Source organism: Eisenbergiella massiliensis, assembly GCF_003435485.1.
Genome location: NZ_QVLV01000029.1, coordinates 24,431 through 47,307, shown reverse-complemented (window position 1 = coordinate 47,307; position 22,877 = coordinate 24,431). Strand labels below are relative to the sequence as shown.

General features: G+C 47.6%; 29 protein-coding genes. 3 read left to right on the top strand and 26 right to left on the bottom strand.

Features of this window, described 5'->3' with window-relative positions; translation table 11 throughout:
* Positions 1-192: 192 nt before the first annotated feature.
* The 16 genes from DXC51_RS25745 to DXC51_RS25675 form a co-directional block, all read right to left on the bottom strand.
* Positions 193-2,418 carry an AAA family ATPase gene (locus tag DXC51_RS25745; protein WP_117545693.1) on the bottom strand — a complete coding sequence of 742 codons (2,226 nt, stop codon included), beginning with the start codon at positions 2,416-2,418 and terminating at the stop codon, positions 193-195.
* A gap of 2 nt (positions 2,419-2,420) precedes the next feature.
* Entirely contained in the window at positions 2,421-4,007 is a 1,587-nt protein-coding gene (locus DXC51_RS25740) for a DEAD/DEAH box helicase (RefSeq protein ID WP_117531674.1), read from the bottom strand.
* Positions 4,008-4,009: 2 nt separating this feature from the next.
* Positions 4,010-4,456: a hypothetical protein gene (locus tag DXC51_RS25735; protein ID WP_117531672.1), complete on the bottom strand. Its 447-nt coding sequence runs from the start codon at positions 4,454-4,456 to the stop codon at positions 4,010-4,012.
* A 16-nt stretch (positions 4,457-4,472) separates the two neighbouring features.
* A complete protein-coding gene (locus tag DXC51_RS25730) occupies positions 4,473-5,624 on the bottom strand; it encodes an ATP-binding protein (protein ID WP_117531724.1) in 1,152 nt (383 codons plus the stop codon).
* Positions 5,624-6,898 carry an AAA family ATPase gene (locus tag DXC51_RS25725; RefSeq protein ID WP_117545719.1) on the bottom strand — a complete coding sequence of 425 codons (1,275 nt, stop codon included), beginning with the start codon at positions 6,896-6,898 and terminating at the stop codon, positions 5,624-5,626. Before DXC51_RS25725 ends, DXC51_RS25730 begins: the two co-directional genes overlap by 1 nt.
* Complete coding sequence (locus DXC51_RS29340) at positions 6,879-7,202, bottom strand: hypothetical protein (RefSeq protein WP_147332405.1); 324 nt, start codon at positions 7,200-7,202, stop codon at positions 6,879-6,881. The genes DXC51_RS25725 and DXC51_RS29340 overlap by 20 nt, the downstream gene beginning before the upstream one ends.
* A gap of 2 nt (positions 7,203-7,204) precedes the next feature.
* Positions 7,205-7,837 carry a hypothetical protein gene (locus DXC51_RS25720; protein ID WP_117545692.1) on the bottom strand — a complete coding sequence of 211 codons (633 nt, stop codon included), beginning with the start codon at positions 7,835-7,837 and terminating at the stop codon, positions 7,205-7,207.
* A gap of 20 nt (positions 7,838-7,857) precedes the next feature.
* Complete coding sequence (locus DXC51_RS25715) at positions 7,858-8,115, bottom strand: hypothetical protein (protein ID WP_117545691.1); 258 nt, start codon at positions 8,113-8,115, stop codon at positions 7,858-7,860.
* Between the two features lie 43 nt (positions 8,116-8,158).
* On the bottom strand, positions 8,159-8,422 hold the full coding sequence (locus DXC51_RS25710; RefSeq protein WP_117545690.1) for a hypothetical protein: 264 nt from the start codon (positions 8,420-8,422) through the stop codon (positions 8,159-8,161).
* Between the two features lie 11 nt (positions 8,423-8,433).
* Positions 8,434-8,661: a hypothetical protein gene (locus tag DXC51_RS25705; protein WP_117545689.1), complete on the bottom strand. Its 228-nt coding sequence runs from the start codon at positions 8,659-8,661 to the stop codon at positions 8,434-8,436.
* 12 nt (positions 8,662-8,673) lie between these two features.
* Complete coding sequence (locus tag DXC51_RS25700) at positions 8,674-9,063, bottom strand: hypothetical protein (protein ID WP_117545688.1); 390 nt, start codon at positions 9,061-9,063, stop codon at positions 8,674-8,676.
* 69 nt (positions 9,064-9,132) lie between these two features.
* The gene (locus tag DXC51_RS25695; RefSeq protein WP_117545687.1) at positions 9,133-9,336 is read right to left on the bottom strand and encodes an Acb2/Tad1 domain-containing protein; all 204 of its coding nucleotides are present in this window, start codon (positions 9,334-9,336) and stop codon (positions 9,133-9,135) included.
* 14 nt (positions 9,337-9,350) lie between these two features.
* The gene (locus DXC51_RS25690) at positions 9,351-10,253 is read right to left on the bottom strand and encodes a prohibitin family protein (RefSeq protein ID WP_117545686.1); all 903 of its coding nucleotides are present in this window, start codon (positions 10,251-10,253) and stop codon (positions 9,351-9,353) included.
* Entirely contained in the window at positions 10,243-10,434 is a 192-nt protein-coding gene (locus DXC51_RS25685; RefSeq protein WP_117545685.1) for a hypothetical protein, read from the bottom strand. Before DXC51_RS25685 ends, DXC51_RS25690 begins: the two co-directional genes overlap by 11 nt.
* A 156-nt stretch (positions 10,435-10,590) precedes the next feature.
* Positions 10,591-11,217, bottom strand: a complete 627-nt coding sequence (locus DXC51_RS25680; protein WP_117545684.1) for a BRO-N domain-containing protein — start codon at positions 11,215-11,217, stop codon at positions 10,591-10,593.
* Entirely contained in the window at positions 11,214-11,411 is a 198-nt protein-coding gene (locus tag DXC51_RS25675; RefSeq protein ID WP_117545683.1) for a helix-turn-helix domain-containing protein, read from the bottom strand. Before DXC51_RS25675 ends, DXC51_RS25680 begins: the two co-directional genes overlap by 4 nt.
* A 222-nt stretch (positions 11,412-11,633) precedes the next feature.
* Between DXC51_RS25675 and DXC51_RS25670 the strand changes: the two genes are divergently transcribed.
* The 3 genes from DXC51_RS25670 (at position 11,634) to DXC51_RS25660 (ending at position 13,915) form a co-directional block, all read left to right on the top strand.
* A complete protein-coding gene (locus DXC51_RS25670; RefSeq protein ID WP_117545682.1) occupies positions 11,634-12,176 on the top strand; it encodes a helix-turn-helix domain-containing protein in 543 nt (180 codons plus the stop codon).
* A 53-nt stretch (positions 12,177-12,229) separates the two neighbouring features.
* Positions 12,230-12,724, top strand: coding sequence for a hypothetical protein (locus tag DXC51_RS25665; protein ID WP_117545681.1), 495 nt, complete (start codon positions 12,230-12,232; stop codon positions 12,722-12,724).
* Between the two features lie 150 nt (positions 12,725-12,874).
* Complete coding sequence (locus tag DXC51_RS25660; protein WP_117545680.1) at positions 12,875-13,915, top strand: tyrosine-type recombinase/integrase; 1,041 nt, start codon at positions 12,875-12,877, stop codon at positions 13,913-13,915.
* Positions 13,916-14,028: 113 nt separating this feature from the next.
* Here the strand turns inward: DXC51_RS25660 and DXC51_RS25655 are convergent, their stop codons facing one another.
* From DXC51_RS25655 to DXC51_RS25610, 10 genes are all read right to left on the bottom strand, one after another.
* Positions 14,029-14,622, bottom strand: a complete 594-nt coding sequence (locus DXC51_RS25655; protein ID WP_021638805.1) for a SpoIIIAG-related protein — start codon at positions 14,620-14,622, stop codon at positions 14,029-14,031.
* Entirely contained in the window at positions 14,615-15,193 is a 579-nt protein-coding gene (locus DXC51_RS25650) for a stage III sporulation protein AF (RefSeq protein WP_021638804.1), read from the bottom strand. Before DXC51_RS25650 ends, DXC51_RS25655 begins: the two co-directional genes overlap by 8 nt.
* A gap of 26 nt (positions 15,194-15,219) precedes the next feature.
* A complete protein-coding gene (locus DXC51_RS25645; RefSeq protein ID WP_035323389.1) occupies positions 15,220-16,278 on the bottom strand; it encodes a stage III sporulation protein AE in 1,059 nt (352 codons plus the stop codon).
* 61 nt (positions 16,279-16,339) lie between these two features.
* Complete coding sequence (locus DXC51_RS25640) at positions 16,340-16,726, bottom strand: SpoIIIAC/SpoIIIAD family protein (protein WP_021638802.1); 387 nt, start codon at positions 16,724-16,726, stop codon at positions 16,340-16,342.
* A 20-nt stretch (positions 16,727-16,746) separates the two neighbouring features.
* Positions 16,747-16,941, bottom strand: a complete 195-nt coding sequence (spoIIIAC, locus tag DXC51_RS25635) for a stage III sporulation protein AC (RefSeq protein WP_021638801.1) — start codon at positions 16,939-16,941, stop codon at positions 16,747-16,749.
* Between the two features lie 16 nt (positions 16,942-16,957).
* The gene (locus DXC51_RS25630; protein WP_021638800.1) at positions 16,958-17,476 is read right to left on the bottom strand and encodes a stage III sporulation protein AB; all 519 of its coding nucleotides are present in this window, start codon (positions 17,474-17,476) and stop codon (positions 16,958-16,960) included.
* Complete coding sequence (spoIIIAA, locus tag DXC51_RS25625; RefSeq protein ID WP_021638799.1) at positions 17,470-18,432, bottom strand: stage III sporulation protein AA; 963 nt, start codon at positions 18,430-18,432, stop codon at positions 17,470-17,472. Before spoIIIAA ends, DXC51_RS25630 begins: the two co-directional genes overlap by 7 nt.
* A 187-nt stretch (positions 18,433-18,619) precedes the next feature.
* A complete protein-coding gene (locus DXC51_RS25620; RefSeq protein ID WP_025491108.1) occupies positions 18,620-20,710 on the bottom strand; it encodes a polyribonucleotide nucleotidyltransferase in 2,091 nt (696 codons plus the stop codon).
* Between the two features lie 436 nt (positions 20,711-21,146).
* Positions 21,147-21,413, bottom strand: a complete 267-nt coding sequence (rpsO, locus tag DXC51_RS25615) for a 30S ribosomal protein S15 (protein ID WP_021638796.1) — start codon at positions 21,411-21,413, stop codon at positions 21,147-21,149.
* A 136-nt stretch (positions 21,414-21,549) separates the two neighbouring features.
* The gene (locus DXC51_RS25610) at positions 21,550-22,581 is read right to left on the bottom strand and encodes a C40 family peptidase (protein ID WP_021638795.1); all 1,032 of its coding nucleotides are present in this window, start codon (positions 22,579-22,581) and stop codon (positions 21,550-21,552) included.
* Between the last annotated feature and the right edge of the window lie 296 nt (positions 22,582-22,877).

The window sequence follows — 22,877 nt, the reverse complement described above, 5'->3', positions numbered from 1 at the left end:
AAAAATATTTACCCTTTAGGGTATAGGTTTCCCCGCCGCACGGGGGAATCTGAATTTTAAGGTTTCCCCGTCACTTTTTGTCTACACGGGGGAATCTGAAAAGTATGGTTTCCCCGTCTATCTGGTTTGTGCGGGGAAATCTGTTTTTAAGGTTCCCCCGTGTACTTTGCATCATGGCGGGGAAAACTGTAATTAAGGTTTCCCCGTATCCTCTTCCACTTCCTTTTTTCTTACTTTTCCATCTTCATAGGTATAGCCACCATGCTCTTTTATCCGGTCACGAGCTGTTCTTTCTGAGATTCCCAGGTATTCTGCAACATCCTTTACCGTTGGTATATCTCCGAAATTGCATCCCTCAATCGCTTCTTCGACTGCTTTTTTTCGCTCTGTTTTACGCCCCTGTGCGTTTTTCTTAATCTTGTCCGTACCGCGCTGCCATGGAGCCTTCTCGGCATCCGGTTGTATATCTTTCAGCACGCCGCTCTTGTCTGGCCGATGCGCGGGATAGTCAAACCACAGGTTCACCGGCGCGAACTTCGGGAACTCACGGAGCGTGCCATCTATCCGCCAGGCCGTCAATGCCTTGACCTTCTTGGCAGCGGCCTCCACAAGGGAATTCAGCGTGCTGTATTGCCCCGCAGACAGCTTTTTCTTGCAATAATTAAGCATCTGCACATAACTGAGCATATCGTCCTGGGAAACGTCATCCTCCCAGTCATCAAACAAGCTATTCAGGTATCGGATGCATGTATCGCATACCATGACACTTTCCTGCTGTGCCATCAGCTCTGGCGTCACATCAAGCTCTATCAAGTCAAGCAGGGCATCTGGGTCACGAGCAAACACTCCGGAACCGGAGGCTCTATCCATGGACCGCTTCCCTCCCTGGGCACCCTTGCTGTGGTGGTGGCAATATATCACCGCCGTTCCCAGCTCTGTGCATATTTTGTCAAACTGGTTGCAGAAGGCTGCCATCTGGTCGGCACTGTTCTCGTCCCCGGTAATAACCTTGTAAATTGGGTCAATGATAATGGCAATGTAATCTTTCTTTGCGGCCCTTCGGATGAGTTTTGGCGCCAGTTTGTCCATCGGTACAGACTTGCCACGCAGGTTCCAGATATCTATATTGTCAAGGTTCCGCGGCTCCCAGCCCAGTGCCTGGTATACATCCTTAAATCGATGCAGGCAGCTGGCCCGGTCAAGTTCCAGGTTCACATACATCACATGTCCCTGTGTGCACGGCCAGCCGAGCCATGGACGGCCTTCCGCTATGGCAATGCACATTTCAATAAGTAGAAACGATTTTCCAGCCTTTGACGGCCCTGCAATCAGCATCTTATGTCCCTGCCGTAGTACTCCACCAATTAAACATGGGGCCAGCTCCGGAAGGTTGTCCCATACGCCCTGCAGGCTTTCCGGGTCCGGAAGGTCATCGTTGACACTCTCTATCCATTCGTACCATTCATTCCAGCTGGCTTTTCCTATGTTAGTATCAATTAGGAACTGCTTTCTACCATTCCGCATAACACCGGGCATCCGGGACAGTCGGGAAGGGTTCCGGTTCTGCGTATCAATCTCCAGGCCGTTTTTCTTGCAGACCTCATACAGATAATTAACACGCTTCCGGTACTCATCGTAGTTGGCAGCATCTACACGCACAATAGCGTGGATACTCTTTTTCCCGGAATGCACCAGGCAGGCCACCGGCAGTTCCATTTCCCGTATAATGGCGTTTTGCTTTGCAAGGTCTGTCGCATCGGATTCTACCAATGCATATCGATACTCCGTCACATTATCATTTTTACATCCCTTACCATCCAATGGGTTGAAACGGATCCAGGCTCCGGCCTCTGGCTTGTAATCTCCCAGCACACTGCCGATATCACCGCCGCACTTTGATAGCTGCTCAATAAGCTGTCCCGCGGTACGGTCCCAGTTTCCCTGGGTTGGCAGATACTTCCCGTCCTTCTCCCAGCTGGCCGTAACATAGCCAACATTTTCCCCGGCTTCAAACAATGTTTCCAGATATTTAATTAACTGGGAGGTTGGATCCCAATCTTTCGGCTCTTCGACTTCCTGTCCTTCAATCCAGTTTTTATCAACCACTACTCTTTCATCGGATATGGTATCGTCCCAGTCCAGTTCATGCCCAACTTCGGGCTGCCATCCCTGGTCCTTTGCCATCTGTACAATAGTTCCACCCGTTACCGGCTGCAGAGTCCCCCGGAAGGAATCCCACTTCCGGAAACATTCCCCGGGATGATACCGGCCGGTGTCCCTCTGGCTCCATGCATCCCAGTCCGCTGCAGTATGGCCCTCCTCTTTCAGGGCCATACCCACATTCACCCACTCCTGATAATCCAGTCTGGAAGGGTCTATATGTTCCAATACTTCTAATATGTCAAATCCATCTGTCATACTTACTCCTTACCGGGTACATATTCCTGAGGATTTATGCCTCTTGGTGTATGCCATCCACTGGCTGCTATCCGGTCTATCATACTTTTTGCTGCTTCAAAGCTCCAGGTGCCCACATGCTGGAAACCACGATTCTCCAGGAATCGAATCTGCTTCGGAGTGGTCAACCCTTCCTGCCGGCGCTTATCCAATCTATCCAGCAGCTTTGTAGCCTTGCCGGCGTTGTCTATTTCATCCGGCATAATTCCCAGTTTTTCCAGAGTCGCCTTCTGTTTGTCAGACGGTGGCGCCATTTCCCAGCCAAAAGCCGGCACATATCCAGCCAGGTCCTCCGCCTGGATGCTCATTTCAAACTGCAGCGGATCCACCAGCTTCTTCTTTCTGCGCTTCATTTCTGCCAGCTGCTTTGCAAGGGCTTCTTCACGCTGGGCCACTACATCCTCAGCGGCAGTTTTCTCTGCTTCCTCCAGGTCAATAGGACATCCCGCATCTTCCAGGTTGGCCGTCATCTGCTTCGATACTTCCTCATCTGTGCAGATAAGGTCTGCTGGATGACACAGTTCATGCCGTTCTGTCATCCACAGGAAGTCCAATAACAAGAGGTGATCCTTTCCCGGACATAACCTTGTACCGCGGCCCACCATCTGGCTGTACAGGCTACGCACCTTTGTCGGCCGCAAAACCACAATGCAGTCTACCGATGGGCAGTCCCAGCCCTCCGTAAGTAACATGGAATTGCAGAGGACGTTATACTTCCCGGCGTCAAAATCTGCCAGTATTTCCGCTCTGTTCTGACTCTCCCCGTTGACTTCGGCAGCCTGGAATCCCTTGCTGCATAAGATATCCCGAAACTTCTGGCTGGTCTTTACCAGCGGCAGGAATACTACTGTTTTCCTATTTTTGCAGTACTTTGCCATTTCATCGGCAATGCTGTGCAGATAAGGATCCAACGCTGTACCAATATCACCGGCCTTGAAATCTCCAGCCTGTATTCCCACACCACTCATGTCAATCTTAAGAGGCAGGGTCAGCGCCTTGATTGGAGACAGATAACCGGACTTAATCGCCTTCGGAAGTGTATATTCGTAGGCCAGGCTGTCAAAATATTCCCCAAGGTTACGCATATCTCCACGGTCAGGAGTGGCAGTTACACCCAGCACCTTCGCGTCCGGAAAATGCTGCAATACACGCTGATAGCTGTCAGATATACAGTGATGGGCTTCATCAATTATGATGGTTTTGAAGTAATCAGATGGGAACTGTCCCAGTCTCTTTTCACGCATCAAGGTTTGTACGGAGCCTACTGTTATTCTGTACCAGCTTCCCAGGCAAGTTTCTTCTGCCTTTTCCGTAGCGCATCCCAGGCCTGTCGCCGTTTTTATCTTGTCGGCAGCTTGGTCCAGTAATTCACCACGGTGAGCCAGGATTAAAACTCTATCCCCTCGCCTCACACAGTCTTCTGTTACTTTGGCAAAAACAATAGTTTTTCCGCAGCCGGTAGGAAGGACCAGGAGCGTCTTGTTGACGCCCTTGTCCCATTCCTCAAATATGCTGTTTTTTGCTTCTATTTGATACGGCCTAAGTTCCATAATTAAAATGCACCTGCCTTAAATTTGGGTTTATCCTCCTTCGGATAAAAGTTTTTAATATGATTGAATTTTTTGTTCGGATCCGTTTTATCCGGATCCAGGGTAATATGCGCTCTACCAGTTGAGCCAGGCACTGCATTCCAATTCATTTTCAATGCTTCACCCTTCTTTTTCTGGCCAATTGATGCAAAAAACTCGGATAAGCGGCTTTCCATCTTTGTATGTAAATACAGTTGATGGTTAATATAAGCGGCGCCTTCTGGTGTATCAATTCTCAGTTTCAGGGTTGCCATGTTACAGGCCGGCAGCTTGTTTCCTTCTTTGGGCGTGAATCTCCCACGTTCAAAACTTTCTACCATGAATGCATAATCACCTTCCTGAAGGGTTACAAACTCGCCGCCCTCTTTTTCGATGACATCATCCCACTGCAGTTCTCTTTCTTCATACATACTTCGAATATCCTCCTTAATTAAATGGTATTTCTGCTTTTTCCCGCATTTCTTTAATCATCCCATACACCTGATCCCATGCCGCAACCAGCACACCATCGATAAAATCCGGATCGTAATTCCAGATAAGGGTATCCGAGGGATAATATCCCCGGTCTGCAACCACTTCCTGTAAATCCCATTCACCTACGCCGTTTTCCTCCATTAGGTCACGCAGGGCTTTCGGGATACGTTCATCCAGTTTCTCAGCAGGCCCCGTCTCTGTAGGCGGGTTCATCGGCGGCGGGGTCTCCGGTTTGACAGGCTCCGGCTCTGCAGGCGGAATATTCGCCTTGGAAGTCTCCGTTCCCGGGATTGACATCTGGACAGCTGCCGCAGTAACGGGAATCTCTGTTTTCTTTTCCTGCGCCGGTGTTGTGGGTTGCGCCGGTGCAACACCAGGCTGCTCAATGATAGGAGCAATCACAGCGTAATCAAAATCCACTTCCTCCGGCAGGCCATACCGGTTCTTGGCATCCCAGCAGGGGTGATGTTGGGTATACATTACCCGTCTGCCTCCCTGAGCCTTATGTTTCTTTCCGTCTTTATCCGTAGCTATGGAATAGGTCTTGTAATTGGCAAACAGCACCATATCCGCCCATTCCTTCACCAGGGGAGTCGTCTGGGAGGCAGTCTTTTTTCCCAGTTTCATTTCATACCGATCATAGGCTCCCAGCTCATCCGGCTGCTCAAATTTGCGCAGCTGTGCGTGAGCGGTAAGTACTACATTAATACCTTTTGAAATTACATCTTCCAGACGGTTCAGGAAGCGGCCAAACTCTTCCTTGACATAGACATATCCATTGCCGTACCCAAAGTCTTCAATTCCGTGCTTTTGGTGCCGGGAGCAGATATCTTCCACGCACATCTGCTCTGCCCAGTCTGCCGTATCAATTATCAGAGTACGGCAGATATCCGGATGAGATACCACATAGTCAATCTGTTCTTTGAGCATGGCCCAGGATGACGGAGTAGGAGTCCGCGCCACATCCATATCCTTTGTACTCCCCTCGGTATCAATAAAAAGAGGGTTCGGGAACTTGGATGCAAAAGTACTCTTTCCAATTCCTTCTGGGCCATAGATCACAACTTTTTTTGCACACGGTATTTTTCCTCTGATTATTTCCATTAAAATGCACCTGCCTTCCATGTCTTTTTCTCCGGCTGTTCAGGCTGTTCCTGCCCTGCCACATAGCCGTCTTCAATAATAATGCTACATTCGGAACCTGTACTCACCCGCGTTGCTATGGCCTGCAGTCCTTCCGCTTCCAGCCAGGAACCGAAATCCTGCAGTGTTCCTAGGTCCATCTGCTCCAACTTATCCAAAAGCACAAAGCCACACTTTGGATTCAGTTTCCGAACAATGGCCGTTGCCACTTTCAGCCGGTCGGAACCGGACATGTTGTCCCACTGCTGTCCCTTGTATACCAGGTTGCCATCCTCCACAGAAAGCTCAGGAAGGGGAAGGGGCGCATTCTTGAGCAGGTCTGTTTTCTTCTGCCGGGTGTCCTCCAGTTCTTTCGTAAGGCCGTCATACTGCCTGCGGTATTCCCTGGCATCATCCTCCGCTTTGTCCTTGTCAAGGTTGGCACGGACTTTACGGTTAATCTCCTCTATATTGGTAATGCTGGCTTCCAGTTCTGCCGTGGACTCGTCCTGCAGGTCAGCCGCTGACTTTCGGGCAGTTTCAAGGTCTGCCTGAACCTGTTCCTGCCGCTTCAGAAGCGCTTCCAGTTCCTCATTAATCTTCTGGCTCTCCTGCTCCAGCTGGTGCAGACGTTCACGCTTTCTCTGGTTTTCCCCATTCTTTGCCAGGATATCCTGCTGACGCTTAATCAGCTCTGTTGCAGAGACGATATCCTTCGGGGCATCCGGGTAATAAGGCTGCTCCTTTGCAAACTTTTCCTTCTGGTCTGCAATCTGGCCGATTGCACGGCGCCGGTTATACTGGTCAGTCTCCTGCTGTTCCAGAGAGTGGAGTTGATCACCTATACCAATAATCTGCAGGAGGATATCCGCCTTCTCTTTCCCGGTCGCATCCATGAACTTCGGCAGGTCTAGGGCCAGCTGGTTCACGAACTCATTCAGGAGCTGCTGCCCGCCTTTCCTCCCGGAAGGATCCGTTACCTTAAGGTCACTGTTCTTGCCCTTGCGTTCCACTACCAGCCCATTGTTCATGACAATATGCAAGATAGGAGGAATCAGGGAACCTTCTCTTGTGGCCTGAGAGGGCCGGTAACGGTCCCCTCCCAGCGCCCAGGCAATGGAATCCAGTACGGAGGTCTTCCCCTGATTATTATTGCCGCCGATGATAGTCAGGCCGTTGGCTGTCGGCTCCACCTTTACTGCCTTAATACGCTTTACATTTTCAACTTCCAGCTGATTAATTTTCAGTGCTTCCATCTTCTGCTTCCTCCGTTTTCCCATATTTTTCTGCCAGATACTGAGAGCCATAGCTCCTTACCATGAGCATGAACCACGCAATCGCTTCGATACTATTCTTCACAGAATCATGATGGTCAATTATTTGCTGTGCGCAGGATGACGCCAAAGCATTATAAAAATCATCCCTGGTCATCGTCCCCCATGCCGTAGCTTCAACTTGTTCATACTCATCATGGTTGGCTAATACAGCCATAGAAAAAATTGCCTGCCCTTCCATCTGCTTAATTAAAGCACCATCCTCATAAATCTTTACTTCAATCATCCTTATTTCCTCCCCGTCTTTTCTTTTTCGATATACACTGTCTCTTCCTGACGGTAAACATTGTACCCTGTATGCTTATGGCTGCGCTTGTAGGTGCGAAGAGTACCACATTTCTTTATTGCCTCTTTGGGCGTGTCGTACTCGAAGCTGAGCGTTTTGTGTGTGGATTCCAGGAAGCTTAAAAGAGTCTCCACTTCCACACTTGTTCTGGTTGTTACTTTGGCCGCAGCCGGCACTGTTACGTCATAATTAATTTTCATTCCCATCTGTATCTTCCTTTCCTGTTTAAAAAATCTTTGGTTTTCATAGGTTATTGACTCCCCGTAAGTAAGGTCTTCTGTGCCCGGCACCACATCATTAAGGCTCACAGTCGGCAGCCTATTCTGTTTCTGCCGCTCATTATGTACGCGGCTGCGCATTGACTGCCTGGCGATTGTTGAAAAGGACCATTGATGCAGCTCAGGCCGGGCGAACCATTGTTTGACCGCCTGCAGGTATCCCATAGCAGCTACATCATAATACTCTGACTTGTCCAGTTTCTGAGTGTTCAGATACCAGACCAGGACGCTGTGATGCTCTTCTGCGAAAGCTTTTTCTTCGAGGGTGAGGGGTGTAAGCTTAACTCTTTCACACATAAGTTTTTACCCCCCCCCGGTCAATTTTTGAGGTTATTCAGCTGCAGAATATTGTTACGCACATTTTTGGTCATTTGGCGCATAGCCTTATTTGCGACAGCAATATCCCCGCGGCTCATGCGCAGGCAGGCTTCAAGCATGATATCCTCAGCTGCTACGCAGAGAGATACATGGTCAGCATCCGATTCTATTTTTCCGGATGTATCCCCAGGCGCCCGATAATACACCACTTTGGCCGGGGTATCTAAAATCCTTTTTGCTGCTTCACACATTTCCATTTTCAAAACTCCTTTTCCGTGCTATAATGCACTTGAGATATTTTTATTTAATGGCCCCGTTTTGCTCCCCAGCAACAGGGTCATTTTCTTTTCTGACTGGACTGTATTCCAGATATCCAAACTTGTTCGCATATTCCATCCGGTCTTCAAAGCTTCCTGACGTTTGCTGGATACGGCCGAGCAGGCGATGTGGATCCAGGCGGTCTTCATATTCTTTCTGATAATACTGTTCGATCTCACACTGGATGTTTTCCAGCATGTTTTTCAGAACCTTATTCTCCAGTTCCAGGCGTTCTGTTTTTTTCATGGTTTCTCTCCCTATGCAAAAATAAGTTCATAATCCGGCTTATCGGATTCCCTTGTTACCGCACAGTAAAAGTATCCAGTATCATGATAAATCTGAGGGATAAAGCCACACCTTTCATTGGCTGCACCAGTTTTCACAGATGTAATACCCTCTTTACCCAGTTTGTCCTTATGCACCTCTCCCAGCAAATAAGCTACCTCATAGGACTTTGTCATAAAAATTTTGTATGCATTTGTCATAAGTAATTCCTCCTATTTGTATTGTGAAAGAAACTCTTCGGCCTCTTCGGCCGATTCGAAAAGGTCTATCCAGATGATACAGAACTGTGTTTCCTTGTAACCCTGCTTGTCTTCGGGTTCTACCGGCCGTACTCTGGTTATTACTCTGCCGTCCTTGAAAACTCTTGCTTCAGCAGTGAAATTTTCCTGCGTGCGGATTTCACCTCTTTCCCTTTCCTGCATTCGTGCCACTTCACGGTCCACCAATTCGTCGTATATCACATAGGTGTTGTGACCGCGCTCCCCTGGTATAATCTTACCGATTTTCATATCGCCGCACTGCATCTGCACCCGGACAGCCTGGTCGCTGATGCCCAGTTTCTGGGCAGCCTGGTGGACGGTTATTCTTGTCCATTCACGCATCTGAGTGCCTCCTTTCTAATACCTTCCGCCCCACCTCAGAAGGAAGTCCCACTGTGTCCCGCTAAGTCATTAATTTCTGGCTATCGATGCGTTAGCCCACATAATTGATTCTTCAAGTTTTGTCATAGCCAGGGACTTCTCCCGGCTGTTTGGACACAGTGCATCAATGGAATAGGCCAGCTCCTTTGCTTCTTCGCGCAGCCTTTCGTACCTCTCTGCCTGTCCTTCCTGTACTCTGTGATAACTGAAATTATTTTCAATTACTGGATTCATAGTCGATCTCCCTTCTATTTTTCGGTATTATCAGTAACAACAGTTCCGCCCTGAACAGTCACCCAGCCATGCTTTAGCCTGGCTTCCGCTTCTTTCATTTGGATAAGCTCGGGTGTGATGGACTGGCTTATTATCTGATTCGCTTTTGCCTCCGCTTCTGCTTTAATCTTCTGGACCTCAGCAGATCCTTCAGCCTTTGTAATAGCAATCTGCTTTGCGGTTTCGGCATTTACTTTTTCTACTTCAGCCTGGGCCTGTGCTGTCTGCTTATCCAGTTCGGCTTTCTCGGCATCCTGTTTTGCCTGTTCTTTAGCCTGTATTTTTGCCTGCAGAGTCTCATCCAGCTGGACATCTATAATAAGAGCGGATGCAATATTGATGCCATATTCGCTATTCAGCTTTTTGTTCAGGTATTCTGTGATAGCCTGGCTGACCTCAGAACGTTTGCTGCTATAGATGTCCATAACAGAAAACTGAGGGGTGACTTCCTTTATGTAGGCGATGATAGAATTCTGGACCATACCCTCTACAATAGCCTCTCCATCCATGCCATTAAATTTTGTATACAAATCAACCACTCTGTCTGACATAAAATTGTAATTGATGGTCAGGTTCATCTTTACCATGCCACCGTCTGCAGGAGCATCTACATGCCAATCCTGGTGCTCTTCCGCATTGTAATCAGCAGGATTATTACTCAATACCAGCTGCTGCTGTGAAATCGGAAAAGTTTTTACCTTCGCTGTCGGTCCTACAAAATGAAATCCCGGAACCAGGACTTCCTCCTGTACTCCATCTTTCATCGTATACACAACTCCTACTTCTCCCTGCCCAACACGGGTAATGGAAATCACTGTGTAAAGACCTCCAAGTACGGCGATAATGGCGACTAAAATTGCAATAAACTTACCTTTCATTTTCTTTCTCCTCTTCAAATGCCCGATTGATTTTTTCCTGGGCTTTTTTATATGCTTCCTCTTCAACTTCAAATCTCTTGTATTGCCTTTTAATAGATAATATTACCTTCCCTGCTATCCAGATGACCGGAAGGGCTGCCACGGCAATTACCAGGGCCGATACTAAAAATATGAACCACACTACTTCTCACCTCTTTTTATCAGGAAATTACGGAGTTTTTACTTATGGCTTAGCCAGATTGATTCCCTATCTTCATCGGACAATAACCATTTAGTGTTTCCCATCTGATAGATGCATACCGTTTACCATAAATCATTGGGACGGTTTTTCCGTTTTTTATCCTGTCTTTTCATTAACTCCAGAAGCAATTTTGTAGACTTCCTCGCTCACCGATAAATCCAGATGGTATTTTTCTTTGATGCTCATAAGCTCAACAGTACTTTCCAAAAGCCCCTGCCTGTCCACCAGCATAGCCGGAGACATGTCAGATTTTTTAACCATTTTGGGATAACCATATTTTGTAGACACAGCTTTATTGGCTATTGTATTCGCCTTGATGAAGTCAACCCTGACCGGGTGTCGCAGAGATTCATTTAGTTTTCCCATCATTTCCTTTTGGTGTTCCTTATCTAGCATTCTGAATATCTGGAAGCCCTCAAGGCCAGATGACTGGCGAATCAGTTTAAGCATTTCATATACCCAGTCCTGAAAATCTTCAGCTTCAGGTTTGTGACTTCGGAAAACTAACTTGTAGATTGCTTTTTCATTAATAATGTTAACTTCTTGTGTCCTACCTAATTTATCAGTGACCTTACTAAAAGTAACCCCATCTTTTAACCTGCTGATTGCCCTGGTTGTTTGTTTCAGCCCTAAAGCATTTGTTACGTCAACGGCTACCGCCCACCATTCCCCATTCTTTTCGATGAAACGAATGGGGAATCCGTTCCAATATTCAGTTTTCATGCGTTACCTCTTTCTTCTAAAATTTTTTCAATTTGAACTCCGAGGTAATCTGCAACCTTCTGCACTTTTCTAACACCTGGTTCATTATCGTTCCATTTGCATATACTGCTTCGTGGAAAATCTAAATCTCTTTCCAATTGAGAAATAGACAAGCCCTTCTCATCACAAATGGCCTTTACGTTGTCATAAAGCATCCTTTTACCTCCTTTCCTATATCGAAAATATCACGCTATAATATTGACATATTGCGTAAAATATTCTATAATCAGAGTATCTCAAAATACTTGTCATATAGCAGCAACATATCGTTTTGTATTTACGTAATTTATTCGGCCTTTACTTACATTATACGTAAAATATTCGATATGTCAAGGACTATATGCGTAATTTTTTCAACTTTTTTATAGGAGGTTTTTATGCTGACATATCAATTGATTAAACAGCTATGTAAAGAAAAAGGAGTTACTGTCACAGCTACAGAACGAGAACTAGGTTTTTCCCGTGGTTCCTTATGCAAAGTAGATACAAATACACCCAGTATGGAAAAAGTAAAAAAGTTAGCTGATTATTTTGGTATAACTGTAAATCATTTGCTCGGATTCGATGAATGGGATCAAGAGTCGAAAAGATTAGAGGATAAAATAAATGCTTTCTTCTATCAGATGCGTAGTCTTGGATGGTCTTACGAATGGAAAGACTATGATAATATGTATACATTATCAAATGGGCAGATATCTTTTAAAATAACAGACGAACAATTCAGTTCACTTGTAGAAAATTCTCAAAATTTTTGCAAAGAACAGTTACAAAAAATATATGAAGAATCTGTTATGTATTTATTTCCATCTGAAGCGCAAAAAAGTTCTGGCCTGAATGCTGCCCATTCTCGTACTGACATAGATTTTACAGCAGAGGAGCGTGCTGCCGATGAGGCAATGATTGATGATGGTAATGAATAACTGTCCCATTTATCGGACATGGTTTACTATAGAATTGTCTTGAGGTGATTATCTTGAGCGATTTATTGAATCCTTATGAAAAACAACTTGTCGAAGCTGAAAAAGAAAATATCAGAGTATTCGAAAAACCTTTTCGTACTTATGACGGACGCATAAAAGGTAATAGAATCTTTATCCGTAAGGGAATGCCGATAATAAGAAGTGCCTGTGTTTTATCAGAGGAGCGTGGTCATTTTTATACATGCTCCTGCGACATTCTTGATCAAAATGATTCAAACAACAGGCGTCTGGAAGAAAAGGGGCGCCGCTGGTCCTATGATGATATGGTTGGTTTGTTTGGAATTGTAAAGGCATATAAAAGAAAGTGTTATTCCCTATATGATATGGCAAAAGAACTGGACGTGTCAGAAGATTACTTGAATGATGCAATATGTTCATATCGGGCAAAGTATGGGACAGGAGTTAAGTTTGATGAATACTTTATTTCTTTTGAACCCCAGCTATCTGTGTGCGAATTTAAGGATATGAATTTTTATCAGCAAATATAAAAACCGCCCCAGCGTTGGGGAACGCCAGAGCGGAAATTGAATACTGTACAGGCCAGGAGGCCGTAAAGTACTCCATGACAAGAATATTTTACCACACCTCCATGACACCTGTACAGGTGTATTTTTTATACTCAAAAAGGAGGTCTTGTAATGAAATTACCAGGAGGATACGGAGGCATCATAAAATTATCCGGTAAAAGGCGCCGGCCTTATGCCGTACGAATAATTAAGGGGTACAAAAAGAATGGTACCCCATTGTACGATTATTTGGGCTATTTCGAAGACAAGAAGTCGGCCAACATTTTCCTCGCGCAATATAATGAGGGCAAATTAACGCACGACAATCGACCGATATCAGATATCCTCTTTCGTACTGTCTTTGATGAATGGATTACTGAATATGAAAGATATAAAAGCGTCAGCCAGAAAACACATGAATCATATATCTGCGCTTTTAACCAGCTTTCTGCCTTACATGATAAGAAGTTTGCGTACCTTAAAATAGAGGATCTGCAGGCGGAAATAGACAAGCTGGACGGCATGTCTGACTCTACGATTACGAAGCCCATAACACTGCTCCATCACATGTACAAATATGCCATGAAGCATGAATATGTGGAAAAAGACATTTCACAATTCATCATCCGGGTGTCAGCCAGGGAAAAAGCTCAGAAGCATAAAGTATTCACTCCTGATGAAATTGCAGCTCTTTGGGCAGACGAATCTGAAATATCACGGCAGCTCCTGATTTATATCTACACCGGATATAGAGTAATGGAATTACTGCGAATAAAAACCGCTGACGTAAATTTAAAGGACCGCTACATGGGCGGAGGAAATAAAACGGATGCAGGCAAAAATCGTATTGTGCCAATCCATAATAAAATATACCCTATCATTAAGCAATTTTATAATCCTAAAAATGAGTACCTTATTATGGATGAGGGTAAGCCATTCACCTATGCGCATTTCAATGATGTCCACCTTAAGCCCTTCCTTGAATCGAAGGGAATGGAACATACCATGCACGATACACGGCACACATGCGCAACCCTTATGAAGGATGCAAAGTGTGATGACCTATGTCGTAAGCTGATTCTGGGCCATCGTGTCACCGACATAACAGACGGCGTGTATACTCATATTCTGCCCCAGCGATTACTATTGGAAATCAATAAGATTAAAGTATAAATAATTTGTATATTGTGTGTATATTGTGTGTATATTTTAATTAAAAAAACGGGCTTTTTATCGAATATTTGTTCGATATAAAATGCCCGTTTTAAGCCATTTCTTGCTTTCTGCTATTTCATCTTAACTACTTTAATCTTATGTGCTTCTATTCCAAATAATGCCTGAATCACTTCCGTAATATTTTTCTGAATTACGGCATTCCCTCCTCCCTGGGCCACAACGGTCACGCCTTCAATGGACGGCTCCCTTATTTTGCTTACATAGGGTGTTTTATTGCCTGCGGAATCGGTCACATAGACTGTGGTTTCCTCCTGTCTGGAGTTAATCACATCCCGGCTTCCGCCCGTGCTGTCCGTCTCCTTTGTGGTGTCCATGGTGGAGGGAATATCTTTTTCCACCACCTGTTCCCTGGAGGAGTCCAGGGTTACCATGACCTTCACATTTCCCACGCCTTCCATGCTGGCTAAAAGGGACTCCAGCCGTTCCTCCAGTTCGCCTGCATAGCCGCCGGTATTGTCCTCTTCCTCAGTTTCCTGTGTTCCGGAAGCGGTGCTTTTATTCTCGGGAGCGGCTGTCTGATCCTTTTGTGTCTCCGTTTTTTTTACAGGAATGGCGATTACCATCAGCAAAATCCCCAAAAGAGCCATTATCGCCATATTTTCCTTAGTCAGCTTCTTTTTCCATGTTTTCAGCCGTTCACCCATTCCAAATCACCTCCAACTCCTCCGGGGCTATTCCAAGCTCCTCCGCAAAGGCCTCCCGCAGCTCCTGCTGTTTCTGCGCCGCCTCTGTATTGTCCGATCCGTTCAAAACAGCCTCCGCTTCCGGCCCCTGCGGGGAAATTTTCACCTTTTCTATCCGTACCCTTTGCTCTCCGTCTCCCGACACCTGCAGCAAAGGCCTGCCGTCCTCTGTCCGGGAAACAGCGGTGACGGTTACGCCGTATTGTGCCGAAACCTCCTCCAGGCTGCTGCGGGCGGTCATGGAAAGCGCCTCCTCCTGATAATCACCGCTTTGAAGCCCCGCCTCTTCCACCTGTCTGGAGATTCGTTCCATCTCCTCTTCATACTGCCGCAATGCGGTTTGAAAATTTTGCTGCGCATCGAATTTTCCCAGAGAAAGGATGGGAAGGGCTATCTGGGACAGGACCATGATGCTTATCATCATTTTTACATATTTTTCATAGCCACCGGACGGGAGGAACTGCACGATAATCTGCCCCGCCAGCATGAAAATCGTGACTTTTTTTAACAAATCCAGAAATTGCGCTCCCATTGGAGTCCTCTCCTTTCTTCGGTTTGCTATCCGATTTTCCCCGCCAGGCAGGTTATGATGGCAAACATGATCAGAAAGCAGGCGCAGGCCGTATAGCTGATTTTCAAAAGCAGCAGCAGGCCGTCTCCCGCTTTATTGACGCAGCCTGTAATCCGTTTGTCAGCCGTCATGCCCAGAAGGGCCGCGCACAGCTTCAATATACCGGCATACAGCAGCAGCCTGGCAAAAGGGCCGATGCACAGGGCGAGCAGAAGAAGGAAGGCCGCCACGCCCAGGCCGTTTTTTACAAGAACCGCGGATCCTATAAGAAGCTGGGCTGTGCCCTCCGCCAGGCCTCCCAGGCCGGGAATTGCCGACAGAGCCTTGCCCGCCGCATTCAGCTTCAGATGCTCCAGCACGGGAGTAACCATGGACTGGAGAAGGCCGATGCCGGTAATACAGGTAAGGAGGAATTTTAAAAATCCAGCCACGCCCTTCTGCAGCAGCTCTACGAGCATGCCCAGCCGTTCTTCTTCCCAGATACCGTTCATCACAACCAGCATCATGTAGATGTTTACCGCCGGAAGCCCGATGCTTTTGAGCACCTGCTCCACGCCGTAAATCAGAAGCAGAATCAGCTGGTAATACCCTGCCGCGGTGGCCGCTCCCGCCGAAAGCCCCAGCGCCAGCATGAAGGTAGGGACAAACAGGCGGACGAAAAGAAGGATTCTGCCAAGCAGCTCACCTGCAATATCCGCCGCCTGGGTAAAGGTGCGAAGCACTACAAAAAGCATGAGCAGGTAGGAAATAAAATGGGCGATATCCGCTATCTGGTGATTGTCGAAGCTTTGCATGACTACCGTAAAAAGTGCGGAAAGCACGCCGATAATCAAAAGCGTAAGCAGCAGATTCTTCATCCCCGCCATCTCAGCCAGCATCCCGTTTTTCAGGGAAGCGGCGAGGCCGGCAAACGCCTCTTTTGCATTCCCTGATAATATCTGCCCAAGAAGCGAGGAAAAGTCGATGGAGAAATTGGGAAACAGCTGTTCAATCTGTTCCGAAAGCGCCTCAAGATTCAATTCTCCGGTCAATGTGGTCCAGTCCATGTTCCCCTCCTTCCCGGGTTGCTGCTTACGCTGTGTGCGGGAATGAATTTTCAATCACACTCTAAGCCATGAAGCCTGTAATGGTATCGATCAGGGATAAAAGCACCGGCATTCCCGCAAGCAGCACAGTCACCTTCCCGAACAGCTCCACCTGGGCGGCAATGGCCTGATATCCGGCATCCCGGCAGAGGCCTGCGCAGAATTCGCACAGATAGGTAATGCCGATCACCTTGAAAAGTATCCCGAAATAAGCGCCGCTTCCTTCCAAAAACCCTCCCAGAGCCAGCACGGAGTCCTTCATCTGCATCAGGTATTCACAGACATAAAAGAAAATAACCAGCGACACGCCGATACCGATATAAGCGCTGTATTCCTGTTTCCCGGATTTGAACTGAAGCCCTATCAGAACGCCGGTTATGCCCAGCGTGGCGATTTTTACCATATCCATTTCCTGTCCTCTCCTTTCCGTCAGAGCTGAAACAGGTTCTGTATTGTAGTAAACAGATCATATATGTAGGGAATGATCCAGGTGAGAACCAGTATCAGGCCGGCCAGCGAAAGGAGGAACGCATGCTCCTCCCGGCCGCTGTGCTTCAGTATCTGGCTGAGGATAGTCACCAGAATCCCTACCGCTGCAATTTTAAAAATCAGACTTACTCCCATTCCATTCTCCTTCAAGTCATATCAGCAGGATGGCCATCAGCAGCCCGCCCGCCGTACTTACGGAAAGAACTGCCTTTTTGCGGCTTTCCGCTTCTTTCCCCGCTTTTTCCTGTGCATGCGAAAGCTCCTTTACAAATTGCTCCAGGGAAATCAGCTGCATCTGCCCGTCCACAAATCCGGTAAAGCCGGGGAAGGAAAGCAGAAGCTCCTTTTCCCTGGCGTCAAGGCAGGTTGTCTTCAGCCAGGAGGGCATTTCCTCCTGCCATACGGTCTGGAAGGAGCTTCCGCTCTGCTCCTGCGCCCTCTTTCCCATCCGTATGAAGCAGTCCCCCAGCTCTGTGTGCAGGCGGTTACCCACTCTGATCATTCCCTCCGGCAATGTGGCCCTGCTGTATCCCACTTCACTTTCCAGCATGGTAAATGCCCTTGCCAGCTGCCGCAGCTGCGCCACGTGCTTTTCCATATCCCTGCACATGCACAGGCCGAACCCGGCGCACCCCATAACCAGCAGAAGCGCGCCGGTAAGCTTCAGCATGGCGCCCTCCCGGCCAGAAGCTTCCTTCCGCCGTCCAGTACGGCATCCACCGCACATTTCCCCTCTTGCCTGGTGAGTATCACATAGCGGTCAAAAATCTTTATTTCATCCAGCTTCATCCCGGACAGCCTGCTTTCCGCCTCCTCCAATGAACCGGCATGGATGGTTGCCAGAACGCAGCATCCGCAGCAGATCGCCTTTTTCAGCGCCCGGATATCCTCTTCACTTCCCAATTCATCCACGCCGATAACCTTTGGCGCCATGGAACGGATCAGCAGCATCATGCCTTCCGCCTTCGGACAGCTGTCAAGGATATCCGTGCGCATTCCCACATCATTCTGCGCCCTCCCCTGAAAGGTTCCGGCAATTTCCGAACGTTCATCCACAATCCCCACAGTCACGCCGGGACCGCAGGAATTCCCATCGGAAACCTGCCTCACGATATCCCTCAGCAGGGTTGTCTTACCACAGCCGGGCGGCGAAAGAATCAGTGTATTCAGGAAATGTCCGTCCCTGTAAAGAAAGGGCAGCACGGCGTCCGCCGCTCCCCTGATTTCATGGGAAATCCGGATATTTACACAGGAAATATGCTTGATATTCCTCACTCTGTCCGAATCCGTCAGCACAGCTTCCCCTGTAAGCCCCATACGGTGTCCGCCCGGCAGTGTCAGGTAGCCTCTGCTGATTTCTTCTTCAAAAGCATACATGGAGTAGCTGCATGCATAGGCTATCAACTGATCCAAATCCTCCTGTGCAGTGACTGCAGGCCGGTCAGTCCGGCATACCACATCCCCGGATTCCTCCTGGAAAAATTCTCTTCCGTCTATGTACAAAAGCACCGGTTTTCCAACGCGCAGCCGGATTTCCTGCAGCTGCTGCGCAAATCCGGCGGTTTTCTTCCACCTGGGCCGCATTCGTTCCGGAAAGATCCGCAAAATATCTTCCCTTTGTGTCATGGGCACACTCCTCGCTTTCCGGACAGGTTCCTTTCAAGCAGTCTGTCCAACTTTCTGCTTATCTCAGTATATGTTGTACATGCCAGGTTATGACTGCGCGGACAAAAATAAGCCGGAGGAATATGTCAGTATATTCCTCCGGCTTATTAAACTGCCGATTGTTTCTATTAAATTAATAATCCGGTATTTAAACCTGGGCAACATCCTTCATGGAGAAGCTGATTCTGCCCATTTTGTCCTTACCAAGGCATACAACGGTAACCTGTTCTCCAAGAGTAAGAACATCCTCTACACGGTTGATTCTTTCCTTTGCGATCTTGGAAATATGAACCATTCCTTCTTTTCCGGGAGCGAATTCGATGAATGCGCCGAATTCCTTAATACTTACAACGGTTCCCTTGAAAATCTGGCCTTCCTGGAAATCAGTGGTGATGATCTTAACCATCTCTACCGCTTTATCCATCATTTCCTTATCGGTTCCGCATACGGAAACCTTTCCGTCATCGGTAATATCAATCTTAACGCCGGTGCGGGCGATAATCTCATTGATTGTCTTTCCGCGCTGTCCAACCACATCACCAATCTTCTCGGGATCGATCTGTACGGAAATAATCTTGGGAGCGAACTGACCGACCTCAGCTCTGGGAGCTGCAATGCAGGGAGTCATGATTTCATTCATGATATACTCTCTTGCTTCCTTGGTCTTGGCAATCGCTTCCTCTACGATAGGCCTGGTCAGGCCGTGAATCTTAATATCCATCTGGATTGCGGTAATACCGTCATGGGTACCTGCCACCTTAAAGTCCATATCCCCAAAGAAGTCTTCCAGTCCCTGGATATCGGTAAGCACGATGTAATCATCATCGGTATCGCCGGTTACCAGACCGCAGGAGATACCTGCAACCTGCTTCTTAATGGGAACGCCTGCAGCCATCAGTGACAGAGTAGATGCACAGATGGACGCCTGGGAGGTGGAACCGTTGGATTCAAAGGTTTCGGATACGGTACGGATTGCATAGGGGAATTCATCCTCTGAAGGCAGTACCGGTATCAGAGCTCTTTCAGCAAGCGCGCCATGTCCGATTTCACGGCGTCCCGGTCCTCTGGAGGGTTTGGTCTCTCCTACGGAATAGGACGGGAAATTATAATGATGCATATATCTCTTATTCACTTCATTCTCATCCAGGCCGTCAATTCTCTGCATTTCAGACAGAGGCGCCAGCGTGGTGATGGTACAGATCTGAGTCTGTCCGCGGGTGAACATACCTGAACCATGTACTCTGGGGATAATATCAATTTCTGCAGCCAGAGGTCGGATCTGTGTAATCGCACGGCCGTCAGGACGCTTATGATCCTTGAGAATCATCTTACGCACCGTCTTTTTCTGGTACTGGTAAATTGCCTCGCCCAGAACAGGAAGCCATTCTTCCTTATCAGCAAAAGCTTCTTCCAGACGCTCTGTAATCTTTCTTATATTTTCTTCCCTTACCTGCTTCACATCGGTGAATACAGCTTCTTCCATTTCTTCAGGAGGGATGATTTCCTTTATTGCTGCAAACAGCTCTTCCGGAACGGCACAGCTTGTATATTCATGCTTTGCCTTGCCGACTTCCGCTACAATCTGGTTGATAAAAGCAATGATTGACTGGTTTACCTCATGTGCCATGTAGATGGCTTCGATCATTTTAGCTTCCGGGATTTCATTGGCTCCGGCTTCGATCATGATGACCTTTTCACTGGTGGACGCCACCGTCAGGTTCAGATCGCCGTTCTTCCACTGCTCCTGGGAAGGGTTGAGAACGAATTCTCCGTCAATCAGGCCTACCTGTGTCATTGCGCAGGGTCCGGCAAAAGGAATGTCGGAAATGCTGGTTGCGATAGCGGAACCAAGCATAGCCACCAGCTCGGGGCGGCAGGCAGGATCTACGGAAAGCACCAGGTTATTCAGGGTTACATCATTTCTGTAATCCTTAGGGAACAGAGGGCGCATGGGACGGTCGATAACACGGCTCGTCAGAACGGAGTTCTCGCTGGCCTTTCCCTCTCTTTTATTGAAGCCTCCGGGAATCTTTCCTACGGAATACAGCTTTTCTTCATATTCAACGCTCAAAGGGAAGAAATCAATTCCTTCTCTGGGCTTCTCACTCGCCGTAGCTGTGGATAAAACGGTGGTATCACCATAATGCATAAATGCGGCGCCGTTAGCCTGTGCCGCTACTCTGCCGACATCTACACTCAGGGTGCGTCCGGCAAGTTCCATGGAAAATGTTTTGTACATCTTGTCTCTCCTTTTTTCGAACATTACTTGTCAGTCAGTTCTTCCCGTATGCCGGGGCTGGCTGTCGCGGCAGTTTCCGGATCCATATATATGGTACCGGACTTTTCTGTCCGCAGGTGCAGTACTGGTGCTGTTCAGGCACAGAAGATGCCGAAACTACTGACAAATCCACTTACTTCAGCACGGCGGCAAATGGACTTATCAGTGGTCTCGGAAGCATTCTTCCGACCTGAAAAAGCAGAGGCGGCATCCGTTTATGCGGAGACGCCCTGTGTACAGGGATGGAAATGCAGTTCTATCCGGTTTTGCATATAAACGTCACCTGATATCCGCGCCGTTGTTAACTCCGTATCCGGCGGCTTTTTTCTCCATCATCGTACAATAAGGCGGAAGACCTCAGAAAGCTCTGAAGTCAAATCCGCCTTGTTTTTGTTAATTACTTTCTGATTCCAAGTCTTTCGATCAGGGAACGGTATCTTTCGATATCCTTTTCCTTCAGGTAATCAAGCAGACCTCTTCTCTGTCCAACCATTTTCAGAAGTCCTCTTCTGGAATGATGATCCTTGGGGTTGCTCTTAAGATGCTCGGTGAGCTCCTGGATTCTCTCTGTCAGAACTGCGATCTGTACTTCCGGTGATCCTGTATCGCCTTCGCCTCTCGCATATTCCTTGATGATTGCTGTTTTCTTTTCTTTGGAAATCATGTGTGTTCCTCCTTTTTATTAAACCGCCTGATACCAGGATGAGGTCGGAGTGTCCTTCATCTGGGTACCGGCTGAATTCATACCTGAAAAGTATAGCATACTCTTCCCGGCTTTGTAAACCTTTTTTTAATAAACGTTACTGGTTCAGCACACGCTTCACGGCATAAGGCGTACGGTAAGTGGCATTGGAAATCTTTATGCCGCTTCTGGGATTGCTGGCATGGATAACCTGGCCGTTTCCGATATAAATAGCCACGTGGTTGACTCTTCCGTTCTGTGCATAGAAGATCAGATCGCCGGGCTGCGCCTCAGAAAGGCTCACCTTCGATCCCATAGTGCTCTGTGCCGCTGAGGAATGGGGCAGGGATACGCCGTACTTCTTAAATACGCTAAGGACGAAACCGGAGCAGTCCGCGCCACTTGTCAGACTGGTGCCTCCCCATACATAAGGATTGCCCAGATACTGCTTCGCATAGTTGACCAAATCCACCCTGACGTTGGAAACTCCCTTGCCATAGATCAGTTCCGTCTGGGTCACCGCTCTGTCGAGCTTCTTGGCTATATCCACATAATCGGCGGATACGTAAGCCTCCTCGTCATCCAGCATGATCTTAACCCATCCGTCCAGCTTCTCCACGACTTCCAGCTCTTCGCCTTCCGCCACCTGTGTGATTACCGGGTTGTCCGTTCCCGGGCCCTGCCGCACAAACAGTCCGCCGGAATTGCACACCGCCATATCGGTTGCAACCTTGTCCGCCCTGTCCCTGGCTTCCTGACCTGTTAACAGGAACTCAGCTTTTACGTATCCGTTAACCTTGCCGGATTTGATATGCGCCCAGCCGTCCTTGATTTCAAGCACGTCGCAGCCGCTGTTCTTGCTCATCTTGCCAACAAGCTTGCCGTCCTCACTGGGTTTCTCACGCACGTTCAGATAATTGGATACATTGGCTATTCCCAGATTACTGAAGCCGTAGATCGCTTTTCTTTCTATTTTAGCTTCTTCCGCCGCCGCAAGGTATTCTTCTTCCTCCACGTTCGCTTCCAGAATCTCTCCAACGCCTGCCGAGGGCACAACAACACTGCCGTTTCCGGCCGCCATTACAGTCATTCCGGTATATAATACAAATCCAGCCGCCAACACGCCAATTGCTTTTGTTCCTTTTAACATAAAAATATTTCTCCTGTTAATTATCCTGCATCTGCTTCATTCCTGAGGGAATTTTTACAGATTCCTTTCAAAATGTTACAATATTGTTACAATCGTATTATATTCAAATTTTAATTCCCTGTCAATCCATATTTCCCCTTATTTCCTGGAATTTATTTCTAATATAACCGTTGTGTCCCTTCACAGTTACCCTTCCGCCGCAAAGAAAAAGTCCTTTCATCCGTTTCAGAATGGAAGCGTTGGATGGAAGGACTCTTTTCTGCCTCCTGCCGGCCAAAGACGGCGGCGGGAGTATT